We start from the raw sequence: 3062 nt of genomic DNA on the forward strand, positions 1-3062 counted from the left end.
CGCCGCCATCGCGGGCGACGACGCCGCGCCGGGCGACCGGGCGGTCGACGTCGTGGTCACGAGGCTCCGCCGCAAGATCGAGGCGGACCCCGCCAACCCCGTCCTGCTGCAGACGGTGCGCGGGCTCGGCTACCGCCTGCTCACCGACGAATGAGCAGGAAGACCGGCTTCATAGGCTGGCTCCGGCGGCGGGCGCCGCGCGGGCTCTACACCCAATCGCTGATCATCATCATCGCCCCGATGGTGCTGCTGCAGGGCGTCGTGGCGTTCGTGTTCCTGGAGCGGCACTACGAGCTCGTCACCAAACGCCTCTCCTCCGCGGTCAGCCGCGACATCGCCGCTTTGGTCGACCTGCATCAATCGAAGCCGCCGGTGAGCGACGCCGAGATCGTCCGCATCGCCCGCGAGCGGCTGGCCCTCCAGGTCGAGTTTCTGCCGCCGCAGGCGCTGCCTCCGCCGCTCCCGCGACCGTTCTTCTCGATCCTGGACGAGCGGCTGTCCGAGGAGATCGCCGACGACATCAAGCTGCCGTTCTGGATCGACACCGTCGGACGATCGAATTTCGTCGAGATCCGCATCCAGCTCGGCGACGCCGTGATGAAGGTGCTCGCTCGGCGCAACCAGACCTACGCCTCGAACAGCCACATCTTCCTGATCTGGATGGTCGGCGCCTCGCTCGTGCTGCTCGGCGTCGCGATCTACTTCCTGCGCGCGCAGCTGCGGCCGATCCTGGCGCTGTCCGAAGCGGCCGAGAGCTTCGGCAAGGGCCGGGCGGCGCCGGACTTCCGGCCGCGCGGCGCGCGCGAGATCCGGCTGGCGGCGGAGTCGTTCGTCAGCATGCGGGACCGCATCGAGCGCGCCATGGAGCAGCGCACGACGATGCTCGCGGGCGTCAGCCACGACCTGCGGACGATCCTGACCCGCTTCCGGCTGCAGCTCGCGCTGCTCGAGGACTCGCCCGAGGTCGAGGACCTCAACCGCGACGTCGAGGAGATGTCGCGCATGCTGGAGGGCTACCTGGCCTTCATGCGCGGCGACGCCGGCGAGCCGGCCTCGCCGACGGACATCCCGCAGATGCTGCAGGACCTGAAGCGCGCGGCCGAGACCTCGGGCGTAAGCGCCACCGTCGAGAGCCACGGCGAGAGCATGGCGATCGTCCGTCCCGACGCGTTCCGGCGCTGCCTGCAGAACCTCGTCGCGAACGCTGCGCGCTACGCGAAGCGGATCGCGATCGTGGCTGTCCATGACGGACGCCTGCTCGAGGTGAAGATCGACGACGACGGCCCGGGCATCCCGCCGGACAAGCGCGAGGAGGTGTTTCGGCCGTTCCTGCGGCTCGACGAAGCCCGCAACCAGGACGGAACGGGCTCCTCGGGTCTCGGCCTCGCCATCACGCGCGACATCGCCCGCAGCCACGGCGGCGACGTGACCCTTGAAGCGAGCCCGCTCGGCGGCCTGAGGGCGGTGGTGCGGGTTCCGGCCTAGGCTCTCTCAGAGCTTGTTGACCAGCCGGCTGGCTGGCGCCGGACTTGGCGCCCGGGAACCGCTCAATCTATCATCGGAGGATGAAGATTGCCCCGAGTACCATCCGCATCGCGCTTCCGCGTCTCTGACGTGAGAAGCTGAAGCAGGCGACCCGTAGTCGCCTGCGGACGTTCGCCCGCACTTCGTGGGCGGACCGCCGCCGCATATGCGGCTCACAAGCCGATGGCGCTCATCATGCACAATGTCTTCGAAAGCCCTTTCAAGGGCATCACCCTCGATCGCCTTGTCACCCATCCCAACATCCGGGTCGGGCGATACAGCTATTACTCCGGCTATTATCACGGGCATGGTTTTGACGACTGCGCCCGCTTCCTTCTGCCAGGCGAAGACGCCGACAAGCTCATCATCGGCTCGTTCTGCTCCATTGGCTCAGGCGCGGCCTTCATCATGGCCGGCAACCAGGGGCATCGCAGCGACTGGATCAGCACCTTTCCGTTCTTCTGGATGCCTGAAGTCCCCTCCTTCGCCGGGGCGAAGAATGGGTTCCAGCCGGCTGGCGACACGGTGGTCGGCAATGATGTCTGGATCGGGTCCGAAGCTGTCGTCATGCCCGGCGTCACGATCGGCGACGGGGCGGTCATTGGAACGCGGGCTCTGGTGACGAAGGATGTCGAGCCCTACGCCATCGTTGGTGGGAACCCTGCCAGGATCATCCGGAAGCGATTCACCGATGTCGACATTGCTCGACTGCTCGAACTTCGCTGGTGGAACTGGAGCGACGATCAATTGCAGCAGGCCATGCCTATCCTGACCAGCGGCGACGTTGCGGCTCTTCATCACCACTGGCGGACGGTCATCAAATCCGACGTTCCCGGCCCGACCAGTTCAGGCATGGGCCCCAAGTCCTGACGGGCCCTGGGCTCTCGCTCAGAACATCCGCCCGCCGTCCGGAACCGCGACGGTGGGCGACAGCAGCACCACCTCTCCGCGCTCGTCCGGAACGCCGAGCGTCAGCACCTCGGACATGAACTTGCCGATCTGCCTCGGCGGGAAATTCACCACCGCGACGACCTGCTTCCCCACGAGCGCCTCCGGCGCATAGTGCTTCGTGATCTGGGCCGAGGAACGCTTCACTCCGATCTGCGGCCCAAAATCGATCCTCAGCTTGATCGCCGGCTTGCGGGCCTCCGGATAAGGCTCGGCCTCGATCACCGTGCCGACCCTGATGTCGACCCGGAGAAAATCATCGAAGCCGATCTGCGGCGCGACGGACGCACCGCTCACGCGGCGGACGCCATGTCGTCGCCGCCGCTGCGATCGCGCGGACGGCGCGGGTCGCGTCCGAGGATCCGGTCGAGGGCGGAGCGCAACGGAGCCGCCAGGCGGCCGATGTCGTCCGCGCGCTGCGCCCAGCGTTCCGCCTTCCGCAATTCCTCGTCGAGCGCCTTCATGGTCTCGGGCAGGCCGGGCTCCCTGTCCCTCAGGAACGTGTCGAAGACGCGCGCCATCACCAGCACGAGGCCCTGCGCGCGCGCGGCGCCGAGCGGGCCGGCCTCGTTGACGCCCGCCGCCGCCAG

Annotated in this window: 4 protein-coding genes and 1 pseudogene; 3 read left to right on the plus strand and 2 right to left on the minus strand. The window is 67.8% G+C overall.

Annotated elements, in window-relative coordinates; all coding sequences use genetic code 11:
- The first annotated feature begins 52 nt into the window (after window positions 1-52).
- The 3 genes from ACIKT0_RS15940 to catB all read left to right on the plus strand — a co-directional run bounded on the left by ACIKT0_RS15940 (window position 53) and on the right by catB (window position 2394).
- Window positions 53-154, plus strand: a complete 102-nt coding sequence (locus ACIKT0_RS15940; RefSeq protein WP_407106334.1) for a winged helix-turn-helix domain-containing protein — start codon at window positions 53-55, stop codon at window positions 152-154.
- Window positions 151-1485, plus strand: coding sequence for an ATP-binding protein (locus ACIKT0_RS15945; protein ID WP_407106330.1), 1335 nt, complete (start codon window positions 151-153; stop codon window positions 1483-1485). Before ACIKT0_RS15940 ends, ACIKT0_RS15945 begins: the two co-directional genes overlap by 4 nt.
- Before the next feature lie 234 nt (window positions 1486-1719).
- Window positions 1720-2394 (plus strand): type B chloramphenicol O-acetyltransferase, encoded by a 675-nt coding sequence (gene catB / locus ACIKT0_RS15950; RefSeq protein WP_407106335.1) that lies wholly within the window; start codon window positions 1720-1722, stop codon window positions 2392-2394.
- 18 nt (window positions 2395-2412) lie between these two features.
- On the opposite strand, the gene ACIKT0_RS15955 is transcribed toward catB, so the two are convergent.
- Window positions 2413-2769, minus strand: a complete 357-nt coding sequence (locus ACIKT0_RS15955) for a tRNA-binding protein (protein ID WP_407106332.1) — start codon at window positions 2767-2769, stop codon at window positions 2413-2415.
- Window positions 2766-3062 (minus strand): annotated as a pseudogene (locus ACIKT0_RS15960) (TetR/AcrR family transcriptional regulator); the annotation flags it as partial. The pseudogene ACIKT0_RS15960 and the gene ACIKT0_RS15955, both read right to left, overlap by 4 nt.

Source organism: Hansschlegelia beijingensis (genome assembly GCF_045505405.1).
Lineage (GTDB): Bacteria > Pseudomonadota > Alphaproteobacteria > Rhizobiales > Methylopilaceae > Methylopila > Methylopila beijingensis_A.